This window comes from Segatella copri, from assembly GCF_026015465.1.
Classification (GTDB): Bacteria; Bacteroidota; Bacteroidia; order Bacteroidales; family Bacteroidaceae; genus Prevotella; species Prevotella copri_E.
Map to the genome: position 1 here is coordinate 23,023 of NZ_JAPDUQ010000006.1, position 14,753 is coordinate 37,775.

The 14,753-nt window shown below is 44.1% G+C and carries 14 protein-coding genes; 7 read left to right on the plus strand and 7 right to left on the minus strand.

Going from position 1 to position 14,753, the window contains the following annotated elements; translation table 11 throughout:
* The first annotated feature begins 116 nt into the window (after positions 1-116).
* Entirely contained in the window at positions 117-617 is a 501-nt protein-coding gene (locus ONT08_RS15610) for a DUF4494 domain-containing protein (RefSeq protein WP_117587310.1), read from the plus strand.
* 7 nt (positions 618-624) lie between these two features.
* Entirely contained in the window at positions 625-1,296 is a 672-nt protein-coding gene (locus ONT08_RS15615; RefSeq protein WP_264960410.1) for a YggS family pyridoxal phosphate-dependent enzyme, read from the plus strand.
* 132 nt (positions 1,297-1,428) lie between these two features.
* Here the strand turns inward: ONT08_RS15615 and ONT08_RS15620 are convergent, their stop codons facing one another.
* From ONT08_RS15620 to ONT08_RS15650, 7 genes are all read right to left on the minus strand, one after another.
* Complete coding sequence (locus tag ONT08_RS15620; RefSeq protein WP_264960411.1) at positions 1,429-3,147, minus strand: M6 family metalloprotease domain-containing protein; 1,719 nt, start codon at positions 3,145-3,147, stop codon at positions 1,429-1,431.
* A 23-nt stretch (positions 3,148-3,170) separates the two neighbouring features.
* Positions 3,171-4,022 (minus strand): EFR1 family ferrodoxin, encoded by an 852-nt coding sequence (locus ONT08_RS15625; RefSeq protein ID WP_117587307.1) that lies wholly within the window; start codon positions 4,020-4,022, stop codon positions 3,171-3,173.
* Positions 4,023-4,051: 29 nt separating this feature from the next.
* Positions 4,052-4,435: a DUF1573 domain-containing protein gene (locus tag ONT08_RS15630; protein WP_117587320.1), complete on the minus strand. Its 384-nt coding sequence runs from the start codon at positions 4,433-4,435 to the stop codon at positions 4,052-4,054.
* Between the two features lie 192 nt (positions 4,436-4,627).
* Positions 4,628-5,635: an IS110 family transposase gene (locus ONT08_RS15635; protein WP_119235899.1), complete on the minus strand. Its 1,008-nt coding sequence runs from the start codon at positions 5,633-5,635 to the stop codon at positions 4,628-4,630.
* 526 nt (positions 5,636-6,161) lie between these two features.
* Positions 6,162-6,596 (minus strand): N-acetylmuramoyl-L-alanine amidase, encoded by a 435-nt coding sequence (locus ONT08_RS15640; protein WP_117587306.1) that lies wholly within the window; start codon positions 6,594-6,596, stop codon positions 6,162-6,164.
* A 26-nt stretch (positions 6,597-6,622) separates the two neighbouring features.
* On the minus strand, positions 6,623-6,715 hold the full coding sequence (locus tag ONT08_RS15645; protein ID WP_167529916.1) for a smalltalk protein: 93 nt from the start codon (positions 6,713-6,715) through the stop codon (positions 6,623-6,625).
* 215 nt (positions 6,716-6,930) lie between these two features.
* A complete protein-coding gene (locus ONT08_RS15650; RefSeq protein WP_264960412.1) occupies positions 6,931-7,464 on the minus strand; it encodes a DNA-binding protein in 534 nt (177 codons plus the stop codon).
* 418 nt (positions 7,465-7,882) lie between these two features.
* On the opposite strand from ONT08_RS15650, the gene ONT08_RS15655 reads away from it, so the two are divergent.
* The 5 genes from ONT08_RS15655 to ONT08_RS15675 all read left to right on the plus strand — a co-directional run bounded on the left by ONT08_RS15655 (position 7,883) and on the right by ONT08_RS15675 (position 14,393).
* Entirely contained in the window at positions 7,883-9,052 is a 1,170-nt protein-coding gene (locus tag ONT08_RS15655) for a helix-turn-helix domain-containing protein (RefSeq protein WP_264960413.1), read from the plus strand.
* Between the two features lie 116 nt (positions 9,053-9,168).
* On the plus strand, positions 9,169-9,414 hold the full coding sequence (locus ONT08_RS15660; protein WP_117587304.1) for a hypothetical protein: 246 nt from the start codon (positions 9,169-9,171) through the stop codon (positions 9,412-9,414).
* Between the two features lie 48 nt (positions 9,415-9,462).
* A complete protein-coding gene (locus tag ONT08_RS15665; protein WP_264960414.1) occupies positions 9,463-12,471 on the plus strand; it encodes a BspA family leucine-rich repeat surface protein in 3,009 nt (1,002 codons plus the stop codon).
* A 22-nt stretch (positions 12,472-12,493) separates the two neighbouring features.
* Complete coding sequence (locus ONT08_RS15670) at positions 12,494-12,637, plus strand: hypothetical protein (RefSeq protein ID WP_254973565.1); 144 nt, start codon at positions 12,494-12,496, stop codon at positions 12,635-12,637.
* Between the two features lie 199 nt (positions 12,638-12,836).
* Entirely contained in the window at positions 12,837-14,393 is a 1,557-nt protein-coding gene (locus tag ONT08_RS15675) for an IS1182 family transposase (protein WP_264959388.1), read from the plus strand.
* Positions 14,394-14,753 lie beyond the last annotated feature (360 nt).

Sequence of the window (14,753 nt, forward strand, 5' to 3'; positions counted from 1 at the left end):
TGATTAAAAACTCTTTAAATATGTCGCTCTTTGCTTTCTTTTTTATAACTTTGCACTTAATTTCAAGAATTGTTATAAGATTATACTAATTAATTAAAATAAGTAAGAAGAAAATTATGAGAAGTAGAACAAGTACATGGTTTGAGACCAAAGTGAAATATCAGAAGACAATGGAGGATGGTTCAGAAAAGGTTGTCTCTGAAGCATACGTAGTAGATGCTTTGAGCTTTACCGAGGCTGAGAGCGCCATCATCGATGAGATGTCGGTTTATGTAAGCGGCGAGTTGAAGGTGAGCGGTATCGGTAAGGCTGGCTACGGCGAAATCTTCTTCAGCGATGTGGATGATGATGATAAGTGGTATAAGGCTAAACTCCAGTTCATCACGATTGATGAGAAGAGTGAGAAGGAGAAGCGCAGCAATGTTACTTATCTTGTTCAGGCTAAGTCTCTCGCCCGTGCCCTCCGTTATATTGATGAGGTGATGGGCAAGACGATGATTGATTATGATGTGATTGGTTTGAACGAAACCAAACTCATGGATGTATTCGAGCACCATGCTCCTAACGAGAAGAAAGAGGAGAAGAATGATGTGCCTGAATACGAGGAGCAAAAATAATTGAACTATGTATGATGTAAAAGGAAATCTCCATGAGGTGCTGGGCAGCTTGCCTGCCGGCGTCCGTCTTGTTGCCATCAGCAAGTTCCATCCCAACGAGTATATCGAGGAGGCTTATGCTGAAGGACAGCGTATCTTCGGCGAGAGTCACGAACAGGAACTCGCCAGGAAGGTGGCTTCGCTGCCTGAGGACATCGAGTGGCATTTCATCGGTCATCTGCAGACCAATAAGGTGAAGTATATCGCACCTTATATCTCGATGATTGAATCGGTAGACAGTCTGAAACTTCTCAAGGAGATTGAGAAGCAGGCTGCCAAGCACAATCGTGTGGTGAAGGTTCTTCTGGAACTTCATCTGGCAGAGGAAGATACCAAATCGGGTCTTTCTCTTGATGCTTGCCGCGAACTCCTGGAGGCAGGCGAATGGCGGGAGATGAAGCATGTGCAGATTTGTGGCTTCATGATGATGGCATCTAATACAGACGATGAGCAGCAGATTGCTCAGGAGTTTGATGAGGCTGCCCGGTTCTTTGATGAGATAAAGGCCAGATATTTTGCTGATGATGATGCTTTCTGCGAGCGTAGCTGGGGTATGAGTCACGATTATCATATTGCCGTCAAGCACGGCAGCACGATGGTTCGTGTAGGTACCACCATCTTCGGTCCTAGAATATATTAAAAAGCAAGGGAATTTATAAATTAGGCACGGATTACGCGGATTACACGGATTTATGGCGCTAATGCCAATAAACCATATTTATGGTTTTGTAAAAATCCGTGTAATCCGTGTAATCCGTGCCTTATCTTTCGTTTAGAATATTATCTTCTGTCCCTTGCTGGTGATGTAAATCTTGCCCTTTTGTGGAACAGAAACCTTTCTGCCTTCCAGATCAAAGTATGCTGTCGGTCTGTCTTTACCGATGATGACCGAAGAGATTCCGGTAGGAGAGAAGTTCTTGAGATAATCGAAGGTTACCAGACCGGTTGCTTCATCCTTTGTGATGTTGTAGAGCGGATGACTCGTATCAACACTGTTGTTCAGGGTGATACTGGTCAGACTGTTCACCTCATACTCTGTAGCAGAGCCCGCCTTGTAGGTTGGGAACGGGTCGTTCTGAAGACTCGTTATAATATCAGCATCGCTAACTTTCTTGTTATAGCTGTTGTATACCATTCCGTCTGCAGGAACAATCATTACCCTTGGCTTACCTGTCGTGTTGTTGGGATTATCAAACAGATTAACCGATGGCAATTCATCGTAGTCGATGCGCCATACCAGCAATCCGTAACCCAGAGCCTCCTTGTACCATCCCTCGTTTCTGATATTCTGCAGCAGCAGGTATTCGCCCTGGCTGTTGGCTATAATCTTGTATGCATCCGATGCCTTGTCGTATGGTTCCAGCTTTATCTGCTGCGCCTCGGTATCCGAAAGGAGGGTAGGCTGTTTCCATCCTACGATGCTCTTCTCCCATGGAGAATAGGGGATAGGCTGGTAGCCGTTAGCCTGATAACTGCCCATATCCATGACGTCCCAATATTCAGGACTCTGGTTATGGTTTGTGAGGTTGTTGGTCGGATAGATGTCTGGCAAACCGAGGGTATGCGAAAACTCATGGCAGAAGAGACCGATACCATTGATGTAGTATTTGCCGTCTTGGGTATCTGCAGGCTTATTGTTCAGCTCGTTGTTGATGCCGAATCGGGATACGTATTTCCCGTCATAGGTTCCCACTCCTACGGTACCCGATTTCGGCCAGAGACAATCGCCAGAATTACCTGAGATGCTTTCAGAATAGCCGGCATAGATTACATATACGAGGTCTACATATCCGTCGCCGTCGCTGTCGTAATCGGCAAAGTTAACCTTGGCGTTTACCTGCTGGCAAGCTTCCTTTATCATCTGAGGAAAGTTGGTGTCACTTCCGTCGTCAACTCCGTTCTTGCCATAATAAGCTGAATTCTTGCTTACCGTAACAGGACCCACTACGTCAAACTGTGGTATAAACTGGTTATCGCTCATGTCAGCGAAATACTGCTGTACGCTGCCGTAGTTCTGGCAGTAAGTCTCGTCGGTGATAAACACTTCTTTATCAGCCTCAGGCATAGCTTCTCCTTTCTTTCCGTTGAGGTAATGGTTGAATGTAGCAACCGGATCCTTACTCTTGAACTTCACATCCTGAAACTGCACCAGGAGTACCAATGCCTTCGGACTTCCCTTATGAGGGAAATAGCTTGGGCTCACGGTTCCTATTTCTGAAGCTCTTGTAAGATTCTCTGAAGAGAAAGCACGGGTCTTTCGGGTGTTCAGCTCTTCAGCAGTTATCTTTTCGTATTTTCCGTCTTGGGTTTCCCGCAGGGGCGTACCGTCCAGCAGCATGTAGTAGTGGAAGGTTTCGTCGCCATGCAGGGTAGCACATGCTACGGTTCCATCAGCCAGCATAATCTTGGCGATGCCCGGTTTAGCCTTTACGGCATAGAGATTGGCGATGCCCAGGAAGGCGAGCGCCAGAGAGATGATTGTCTTCTTCATAAACAGTTAGGATAGATGGGGGATTATTTATAAAAGTATTGTCCTTTCTTCTGAGTCTGGTGACCAAACTCGATGGCGTGATGCGGACAATGGTGATAGCAGGTAAAGCAGGTGAGGCAATCCTTGTGATGCAGCCATTCCGGATATTCTCCATGACCGCCCTTGATATCGCCTACAGGACAGACGTTGGCACAGATGCCACACTTCACGCACTTGTCTTTCTCTACATGAAATCGCTTGTCGGTGATGAGCACCTTCTCAAAGAATCCGCCCACAACCTTGGTGAAGAACCAGGGGATAGGACCTTTTACCAGACGGTTCACTCCCTCTTTCCTGTCGAATATCTCTTCGCAGATAACCGCCAGTTCCTGTGCCGATTTCGATTTTTTACGAACTTCGCGTTCCTTCGGATCAACATCCATGAAAGGAAGTCCTACATAAGATTCCGGCATGATGAGAGAGTAGGAGGATTTTACCTCCGTAATACCCAATGCCAGAAGCGATGCATTCAGCGCAATCGTATCGTTGAGGTTTTCGATGGTGAGTCCGATGCTGTCGCCTGCTGTACAGACGCAATAGGCGAAAGGATGTTTCCTGAACGTCTCCTTGTCTTCAGCTGTAGCATCAGGAGTTTCTCTCCGTATCTTCATCTTCCTGATAAACTCCCTTACAAGGCGTGGAACTCTCCAGCCATGTACGGGGAAAACGAATCCGAGCCGTTCATTCTCTTTCAGAATAAACGGCTCGGCTATATTGTGGCTTGAATCGTCCGCCCGCATATAGGGGGCGATAGGAATCAAGTCTTCGTGTGTAGCCGCTGCCAGTCTGGCTGCTGCCCACTTGGTATTTCCAGTTCCGGAGAAATAGAAAATCATGCTTACTTTTAAATATGTATTGAGCTAGATTATTTCTTTTCTGTCATAACACCTTCTATATAAAGACGTGACATTTCTACATTGCCGTTAGAACGGACGGTGATGCTCTTCTTGAAATGACCAGGGAACATGCCCTTGCCGTTATAGGTAACACTAATCTGTCCCTTCTCGCCTGGAGCGATAGGCTTCTTGGTATAAGAAGGTACGGTGCAGCCGCAGCTGGCAATAGCCTGGTTGATAATCAAAGGCTTGTTGCCTACATTGGTGAAGGTAAAGGTAGCCTTCTGTACCGGATTTGACTCTTCGAACGAACCGAAGTTGTGTATCAGTTTGTCGAACTTAATCTCTGCCTGAGCAGATGCAGTAGCTACAAGAGCCACCAGCATAGTGAGTGTCAATATGATTCTTTTCATCTTCATATCCTTTCTTCTTTTTTATATTTCCTCTTTAATTTGTTTCTTATTTTTATATAATTCGATGCAAAAGTACATATAAAGTTTAGTATTACGCTACTTTTTTACATTATTTAACCGAACTTTCGCAAGTTTTGTCCCACACGCCCTGTTTTACTCTAATTGAGCAAGCTTTGAGCGTATTTTTTAACGTTAATTATATTTAACGACCCTTGGGTCTTGCCTAATGAAGTTTGCGTCATAGTATTCACCTTTTTCCACGAGGGTGAATATGATCCTTAGCAACTTGTTTGCTATGGCATTTAGCACATAATGACGCGGCTTTTTATCTATTAAAGTACGTCTCTCGTAGTACAGTTTAATCTCCTTGTTGTGCAATCTGGCGCTTTCTGCGCAGATGTACAACAAGGTCTTTGACCGTCTATTACCAATCTTGGATATATGTGCTCCCTTGTCCATTTTCCCCGATGATTTTTCGTATGGCGCAGTTCCTGCATAAGCAGCATATTGGCGCGCTGTAGTTATTTTTGTGAAATTCTCTGTTTTTACCAATAGTTCTACTGCGGTAATCAGCCCAACTCCATCGACACTTTTAACAAGCTCATAGTTGTGGCGAATGCTCTCATGTCCATTTATGACTTTCAACATTTCTTTTTCCGTCTCTGCAATTTCCGTGTCCAACATCTCTTTGATGCGGTCCATGCTTCGCTTGACGGCAAGACTTCTGATAGGACGACAATCCTCGCTCTTGTCGGCTGTTATTAGCTGCTTACGCTGTTCTACGAGCATTTCTCGGTGGCGTGCCAATTGACGAAGCTCATATAGAGCCTCTTCTGGAAACGTCTTGTATTTCAGCTTATCAGGATATCTCTCTCCAAAATCTCTGAGCAGTGCACAATCCAGGACATCCGTCTTGGCACGGTCAGGTGTAGCTCTGTATCTATGGATGACATATCCACCCACAAAGGCAATCTTCACATTGCTATCCATGCAGCACTTCAAGAGAGTATCACCATAAACTCCGGTATGCTCAGCAACCAATACAGCATCGCTTGGAAGGGTTTCTAAAAACCTTCCGATACTCTTAAAATTGTTCTTTACAACCTTATGTGAAGGTTGGTTTGATACTTTTTTTGATGTCAAGTCGAAAAAACTTACGTCAAATTTCTCTTTTGCCAAATCTATTCCGTATATTTGCATATTGAATAAAGTTTTTAATAAGAAGGGTGCTCCGTTCTGAGCGGCTACAACTATACTACGAGTCCTGTCTTGTTCTACACAAGCAGGCTAATTTACTCTCAAGCTTCTGTTCAGAAAATATCCAGTTCCCCAAACAGGGCTAAGCCTTTACTATGCTAGAAAGGGCACAGGGTTAACGCTGGATATGGAGTATTCTTCTTTTTTTATTGTACTTATCTAATTTTCTGCAAAGTTAACAAAAGTTTGCAGATATAAAGATTTTTACCTCTTTATTTTTCCAAGTGCAAATATAATAGAAAGGGCAGAAGCTCCTAGCCCAGGGCATCGCCCTGGGTATAATGGCAGTCAACAATGCGCCCTATAAGGGCAAAAGCTTTAAAATACCGGGCAATAAACAAAGCTTTTGCCCTTTCTAACGCTTTCTGAAATAAAGGAGACAAAAAAATCCCCCAACCTTAATCACTTAAGATTGGGGGATAGAGTAGAAAAAATAATAAAGTATGAACAATATCAACAGAATAGAGGGCTAAATGTGGAAATTGATTTCATTCAGCCAAGCCTGAACACTGAAGCAGGGACAGGACTTGTGGACGTTCGGGAGATCACGATGACCTAGGATCTCGGCTTCGGGATAGTCTACGCACAGACTCGTCAGGAGATTCTGGAGCGACTGCTTCTGAGCCTTCGTACGGGTATCTGCCGGATTGCCGTCGGCGTCGAGTCCGCCTTCGTAACAGATGCCGATACTGTGTGCATTGAAATGGCGGGCGTGGGCACCGATTTCTGATTCGGGACGTCCGGGGTAGATGACGCCGTCTTTCGTGATGTAATAGTGATAACCGATACTGCGGAAACCACGGGCTAAATGACAGGCTTCGAGCTTTTCGAAGGTGAAGTCCTGTGTGACGCGGGTGGCAGAACAGTGGATGACAATAAGTGATATTTTTCTTGTGTTTTTCATAGTGCTGAATCTTTAAAGGGTTGATACTACTGGCAGCTCTGCACACAAAAGGCAGAGGCTACGGCGGTGAGAACGGTAATGACGAAATTCAGAATTTTCTTGAGTGTTTCTCTTTTCATTTTCATTTGATTTAAGGTTAATAAATGGATTGGGGGCTCGGATTTTCTATATCCGGGCGATACTGGAGAAGGAAGGCTGACAGGATGAGCAGATGGGCTTGATAGCGCGTGTTTCAATGATGCTTGCTATATTGATGAATAGCCGGGGGTGCTATAGCCGAATCCCGGACTGCATCCTGTCTAAAACCTTCTTTCTTCATCTACTGGCGAGGGGGCTACTCCAGACCATCGCTACCATCGGAGCCGCTGCTCCCGGTATTGCCTGATCCGCCAGTCTGGGTTGAGTCGCCACCCTGGGTAGTATCGCCTGTGTTGTCCTTACCGCCGTCTGGTGGAGTAACATCTCCTGTTACGGCTGTGGCCTTCTTCAGGGATGCATCGAGGTTCAGACTGTTTGCCTTGAACTCACCGGTGCCACGGGCACGGAGCTTCAGTCCGGCAATGTTCTTGGTGATGCTGAACTCCTTCTCGGAGGCAGCACCTTCCTTGTTCTTGATGCCGATGCTGAAAATGGCGAGGTCGGGAATCTTCACGGCGATACCCTGCAGAACCAGTTCTCTTACGCAGCTCACCATGTCGGTGAGCATACCCTTGATGGCTCCCTTTGAGAACGGGGTGTTGTGACTTTCCATGTGCTCTGCGAGTTCATCAAGACCATAGGTCTGGGTGACTACAGGGTAGGCGAAAAACTTGCCGTAAGCGGCGCTCAACTTCTCATTGACATACTTCTTCAATGTGTACAGAATCATAGTGTCTTCATTTTTAAGGTTAATAAATTGTGTTTGTGTTGTAGGGGGCGCTGCGCATTGCCTCTTGGTGGTATGAGATGTTATCTCTGAACCACAATGCAAAGATACGAAATCGGTGAGGGGTCAACTCACAGTTGCTCATACTTGCTCATGTTTTATCATACTTTTTCATAGATTCTTTTTTTTTCTAGAGTTTATAAGCCCACTGAACTTTCGCAAGTAAGATCCACACGCTCTTTTGGGCCTTCAGCCCGTACTTGAACCACATGCGAAAGTTCAATCAATTATTTGCATGTTTTGTAAATGTTTTGAGAATATTTTACCTTTTTCTGAAATTATTTTCGTACTTTTGCAAGCGGATTTCAGATTTACTGAAAGTGGATGTAAACGATTTGTTGAACAAAAAATGTATCAAAGAATGATAGACTCTTTATATTTCCTTCAGTTTGCATGTTTCATCTTCATGCTCATCAATGCCCTTATCCTCGGCATCACCCACCTGCACATGAAGTGGACCAACCGACGCTATGAGTGGTCACGTTGGCTGATACTTGCAGGTATGACGGGACTTGCCATACAATATCTCTTGCAGATGCTCTTGGGTTTTCGTGCGAAAAGCGATAACTTGGGAGCTATTTTCAACATTCTTGTCTATACCCCATGCTTCACCACTATCTCCATGGGCATATACAACATTGAGGCGACCCATGCCAACCGCCGAAAGATGAACATCGTCTGCGCTTGCATTTATGCCGCCATCATTGCAGTTTTCTGCATAGGCTACAGCAATAGCGGAAGTCTTAACATTGGCTACTGGCTCTATGCGATGCTCGTATTGTTCGGCGCAAACGTAGCGTATTGCATCTATATGATTATGATTGAGATGCGGAAACGCAAGAAAATGTTAGAGCTGATGACTGGTGGCGACATGCTGCCCTACGTGCGATATGCCCGAGCCAGTGTCTTCGCCCTGTTCTTCTCTGCCCTTACCATGCCTTTCGTCATCCTCTCTACCACCTTATTATATATAATAGGACCGTTGGCTCTGCTCTCTATCCTTTTCTTCAACCTGAGTTTCGTGGCTTTGGGCTACAATTACGTTCCTACCGAGGAACTCTTGGATAAGGAGGAAGAAGAAAGCGCAGCCATAGCAGATGAAGAAACAGAAAATGGGGGAGCATCTTTGGAAAGCTCCGATGTGCAGAATGCAGAGTCTGCCGATAGTAAAGAAAACTTACAGTCAATTTCTCAGGAGCGTCAGATGTTCATCAAGGAGAAGCTCGACAAGTGGTGTGCTGATTTGGGCTACAAAGACACCACAGTAAACATGTTCACCCTGTCACGCTCGCTGAACATTTCCAAGAACGAGTTATCACGCTACTTCACTTCATGCCTTAACTCTACCTTCCGCATCTGGCTTGCCGAGGTACGTTTTGAGGCAGCAAAGAAGATGATGCTCGACTATCCCGACTACAACAACGACATCATTTCTGCCGAATGTGGCTTCTCTTCACGCTCCTATCTCTATCGCATATTCAAAGAGAAAGAAGGTTGCTCCCCAACTGTCTGGAGAGCGAAAATACAATAAAATCACGCCTTAGGTGTCTACTTCCCCCACCAAGTAGACACCTATTTTGTAGGAAGTAGACACCTAAGTGGGGCAAGTAGACACCTTTTTTGAAAGAAAAACCCTATATTTGCACCATGGAAAATATAATTCAGACTTTCACGAAAGAAGAACAAGCCATTTTTTTCGTGGCATTGTTTCTTCTGATTTTCGCCCTGGTCATGAGCTATGCCATGGTTCAAGACTACAGGATGTATCTTGATGAGAACTACAAGGCTCGCTACAGCTTCTGTGATTTCATCAAGAGAGAACGCTTTTATATCTATTTGCTGTTTGCATCCATTTTTATCAGCCTGACAAATCTCTTGTATTTTCTGGAGTGAGCTTAACAATAAGCAGAAAAATTTAAATAACAAATATAATATTAATTTATGAAAAAAAATACCAATCAATTCAATGGGTCGCATGCCGACCGTATGAACTATGGGGGGGCAAAATTCTGTAGATTTGCTCTGTTCCCATTGATGTTGTTTATGTTGTTGCTTCTGCCTGCCAATATGGTGGCGCAGACCACAACAGAAGACCCTCGCTATGTTTTGTTCAAAGGCTTGGAGGGTATAACCGATGTTACCATTACTGACAATGGCAGTTATCCTTGGCAGGAGCTGGACTTGAACGCAGATGGAATGAAGGATCTTGGCTTCACTATTCCTGATGGTAGCAAGGGACTGATGTCAAGTAATTATCATGTGGACGGAAGTTCTTCAGAGACTGTAGTCAATTTCACTGTAGAAAAGCCTATGTTATTGATGTTTAAGTATCTCGTTTCTTCAGAAGAATTTGATGAAGCCACTATTACTTTAGATAACAAAAAGTCTTGGACGATTAGCGAAATAAATCAAATAGAGATTAAAGAATTATTATCTGTTGGCAAGCATTCTTTGAAGTTGTCTTACACAAAAGACGGCTCAGATAATGAAAATGCCGACCGCACATGCATATACGATCTGAAAACAGCAACCACTTTTTCTGAATATGTTGCAGACTACGTTGCTACGAACTCTACATTGACTTTCAAAAAAATCACTTCAGACAATCTGGAAGGTCTTGATTTAAGCCGTATGGCTGTGGTAGATAACATCGATATGGTGCAAAATGTGTGCACTAATTACAGTAGTATCAAGAATATCGTTTTCGATGAGAGTTTCAAGACTTACGCTCCTACATCGTTGAGTGAATTCTTTGGAGGCTGCGAAACCTTGGAAACAATTTCAGGCCTTGAATATTTGAATACAGCGAATGTGGAGTTTATGGACAATATGTTCAATGGCTGCTCCGCTCTCAAATCTCTCGACCTCACTAACTTCAATACAGCGAAGGTGACGGATATGGGCAATATGTTCTATGGCTGCTCCGCTCTCACCTCTCTCGACCTCACTAACTTCAACACAGCGAATGTGGAGTTTATGTACTATATGTTCGAAGGCTGCTCCGCTCTCAAATCTCTCGACCTCACTAACTTCAACACAGCGAAGGTGACGGATATGAGCTTTATGTTCTATGGCTGCTCCGCTCTCACTTCTCTCGACCTCACTAAATTCAACACAGCGAAGGTGGTGAATATGGGCAATATGTTCTATGGCTGCTCCGCTCTCACCTCTCTCGACCTCACTAACTTCAACACAGCGAATGTGGATTTTATGGACAGTATGTTCAATGGCTGCTCCGCTCTCAAATCTCTCGACCTCACTAACTTCAACACAGCGAAGGTGGTGAATATGTACATGATGTTCAATGGCTGCTCCGCTCTCGAATCTCTCGACCTCACTAACTTCAACACAGCGAAGGTGACGTATATGAACAATATGTTCTATGGCTGCTCCGCTCTCACAACCATCTACGCCAGCGACAAGTTTGATACGGACAATGTTAAGTACGGTTTAGATATGTTCACTGGTTGCAAAAGTCTCAAAGATTATAGCGATAGCAAGACCGACCACGCCTATGCCTACTGCGGCCCGGATGGTTATTTTACTCCTGGTGGATGTGGGTATGCCGAGTTTGACAATGCTACTGGAACTCTTACATTCCGCTACAAGGGAGTAAAGCCAGCAGGAGCTTATGACCTTAATGTGGAATCTAACAATCCGGGGTGGGATGCCCAAAGAGCAAATATCAAGAAGGTGGTCTTCGATGCTTCGTTTGCCAATGCAAGACCAACGAGCTGTTGTAGGTGGTTCGCAGATTGCTTTTATCTGACCGAAATTGATGGTATTGAGAATCTGAATACCCAGAATGTGACGGACATGAGAGATATGTTCGTTTGCTGCTATGCGCTTACCTCGCTCGACGTCTCTAACTTCAATACTCAGAACGTGGAAGATATGACAGATATGTTTCTGGGCTGTGAAGGACTCTCTTTGCTCGACCTCTCTAATTTCAATACAGAGCGCGTGGAAGATATGTCCTTTATGTTCTCTGGTTGCTCAACTCTCCAAACTATCTTCGCCAGCGATAAGTTTGTTACGGACCAGGTTTTTGGGGGTAGTGATATGTTCTCTGGCTGCACAAACCTTAAAGGTTTTATAGATTATATCAGTGACTCAGGCAAGGACGGTAACGAATACGCTAACTATAAGACTGGCTATTTCACCAAGCTGGTAGGTAAGAATGGTGAGAAGAAGATAGGTGCAGCGGGAGAAGCTCTTACTACGGAGAATCTTATTCTTGAAGACGGCAAGGATTTCGTGGCTTATGAGCCGTTCGCAGCCAAGAATGCATCTTACAGCCGAGATATCCCTGAAGGTTCTAAATGGGGAACGCTCTGCTTGCCTTTCGCCATTGACCAGAGCAAGGAAACAGAATGTAAATTCTATCGTCTCACAGGTATTGACAATGATAATGAATGCATCACTCTTGAGAGTTGCGAAGAGGGCATAATCCCTGCCGGCACTCCGGTGCTCTTCAAGATGAATAAGGATGAGCAGACACTCAGCATTTCTACAAAAGATGCAAGCATCGTTAAAGAGCCAGTAGCTGGAACAAACGTTACTAAGCCAGTAGCAGAAACTGCCTCAGATGTCAACCTCGTAGGTTCATTCACCAAGATTGGCGGCAATGGCAATCAGGGTCTTGACAAAAACGACTACATCATTGGTAAGGATAAGTTCTGGCTTGTCTCTGAGTTGAATGATGGCAAGGGCGTGGGCATCAAACCGATGCGTGCATACATCCATCCAGCCACAGCATCTCAGGCAAGAGCAGCCATGCTGAGCATCGGAAAGGGTGATGGCACTACTGCCATTGACAACCTCAACGCTATCAGCAACGATGCCAATGCAGAATACTATGATGCGAATGGTCGTCGTACCAATGGTCTGCAGAAGGGTCTGAACATCGTGAAGCGTGGCAGCAAGACTTATAAAATCATGGTTAAGTAAAGAATTTTAAAATCAAAAGGATATGAAAAAGAAAGAATATAAAAAGCCAGAGATGCAGGTGGTAAACATCACCTCTTGCACTCTCCTTGCAGCATCTACTATGCAGCAAGGAAAAGGTGACAGTGGTAGACCAGAAATGGAAGACGACTGGTATTATGGTGAGTAATAGTCATTATAACGCCTAACGGCAAAATACAGGAAGAGGGTGTGTCATAAGTCTATGGCGCACCCTTTTCGTTTTTCTTCTTTTTCCAGATACAGAACTGAAAAAATTGTTTTTATTTACAACAAAGCCCAAACTTTCACAAGCTCGGGCTTTGCCTTTCCGCAAAAGATTTGTATCTTTGCAGAAAACTTCTTTAAGTATGGCAAAGATACAAATAAAATCTGAAACTCGGCACGAATTGAGCTTTTTTCCTAACTCTTTCGATGATTATGTGCCAAAAGACAGCAAAGTTCGTATGGTGGATCATATTATTCGCAGTATGGACATCAACCCTCTCATGGATACCTATGATGGGATTGGTGCTCCTCCTTATAGTCCGAAGATGCTTCTAAGTTTAGTTGTTTTTGCCTATATCAATGGCGTTTATTCCTGTCGTGGCATAGCGGACGCACTTAAATACGATGTTCGCTATATGTGGATTTGTGGAGGTAAGCAACTATCTTTCGCAACAATCAACCGCTTTAGATCCAATCATATGATTAAATGCATCGACTTTTATTTTGATGCAGTCGTCTCCATATTGGTTGAAAAGGGCGTGATTAGTCTGGAGGAACAATATGTTGATGGTACTAAGATAGAGTCGAAAGCAAACAAGTACACGTTTGTATGGAAGAAGACTGTGGAAAAGAACAGGGCTAAGCTCTTGGAAAAGACCTCTGCTGCATTGGCTCAGATAAAAGAACAAATTCGCCTGAATGGCGGGAGTGACATTAAGGAAGAAGACAGCGAGCCAGCCACTTCCGCCAAGGATGTAGAGAGAAGTGCACGTTTGTGTGAGAGGCAAGCTAAGAACCTTCCTAAGGCAAAGCTTACAGGAAGAGAGAAGCAAAAGCTAAATACTCAGATAGATCACTTGTTCAAAGCCTCGGACAAACTGTGCGAGTATGAAAAATCACTGGATATACTGGGCGAGAGAAACAGTTACTCCAAGACTGATCCCGATGCGACCTTCATGCGCCTCAAGGAAGATGCCATGAACAATGGGCAGACAAAGCCTGCCTATAACCTTCAAATTGCGACAGAGAATCAATATTGGACGAATTTCGCCCTTTATCCCAATCCAACAGACACCCTGACCTTCAAGCCTTTTTTGGATAAGTACAAGAAAAGATATGGAAAGCAATCCAAGAGCGTCACCGCAGACTCAGGGTATGGCTCGGAGGAGAACTACGAGTACCTAGAGATGGAAGAAATGATGGGTTATGTAAAGTACAACTGGTTTCACAAGGAACAGCATAAGCCTTTCAAGGAGGATGCCTTCAACCAAGCGAACTTCTACTACAACAGGGATGATGACTATTATGTCTGCCCCATGGGACAACACATGGAACCTTGTGGACAACGGCAAACGAAAAGTGACTCCGGCTATGTGTCTGTCATTACATTATATAGAGCACAACGATGTGATGGATGTCCGCTTGGAAGTCTCTGCAAGAAATCCAAAGGCAACAGAACCATATATGTCAACCATAAACTGAATGCATATAAAAAGGAAGCCTTCCTGCTACTAACGTCTGAAGAGGGCTTGAAACACAGAAGCCAGCGACCGATAGAGCCGGAAGCTGTATTTGGGCAGATGAAGGCGGATATGCATTATAAGCGATTCAGGCATTTTGGAATGGACAAGGTTTATATGGATCTAGGATTGTTCGGAATGGGATTCAATTTGAAGAAATATTTGGGTATAAAACGATAAAACTCAATTTTGGTTGTTTTATCGTCAGGGATAACTATGCCCTTTTGTGAACTTCTTGCCTGTTTATAATAGAGAAGATCGGAAAAAGTAAAATTTGCAGACGATATAATATGATTCCCTTTTTGGAATAGGCTACGATACTTCTAGGATTATGCAATAAATAACATAAAAGAGGGTGCGCCATAGACTTATGACACACCCTCCTTTGCAATATACACCGTTGGGTGGACTTCATCCCCATTTCTGTCACGGTCACAGTTGTCACAGTTTTTTCTACAACTGTCATTTCTCATTTGTCATTTCTCATTTTTTTAATCTTTCTCATTTCTGTCCGTCTGCCATATAAAAAGGTTTAAATAT